The organism is Parafrankia sp. Ea1.12 (assembly GCF_900465275.1).
GTDB lineage: Bacteria > Actinomycetota > Actinomycetes > Frankiales > Frankiaceae > Parafrankia > Parafrankia soli.
In genome coordinates this window covers 1-246 of sequence record NZ_UBIZ01000423.1, presented here as the reverse complement: position 1 = coordinate 246, position 246 = coordinate 1, and the positions used below count along the sequence as shown (strand labels likewise).

General features: G+C 72.8%; 1 pseudogene. It reads right to left on the bottom strand.

The features are described from left to right. Positions 1-246, bottom strand: a pseudogene (locus tag FMEAI12_RS24645) (alpha/beta hydrolase); the annotation flags it as partial.

The following is a 246-nucleotide window of genomic DNA, read 5'->3' as shown; positions in this document are numbered from 1 at the left end:
CGATGACCGGTCCGACGTCGACCGGCCCCAGGCCGGGCAGGAGCAAGCCCTTCTCCGCGCGTTCCACCAGGTCGGAGAGCGCCGCGTTGTTCGCCGCGGCGACGACGTCGGGAGTGAGCTCGGCGGCTCGGGGGTGCCGGGAGCTCTCGCCGGTGCCGATGTGATCGACGGCGATGACGAGCATGCCGTGGCCGGCCATGTGCTCGCCGAAGCTGTAGCCGGTGCGGCCGGGGACTTCGAGGTGCC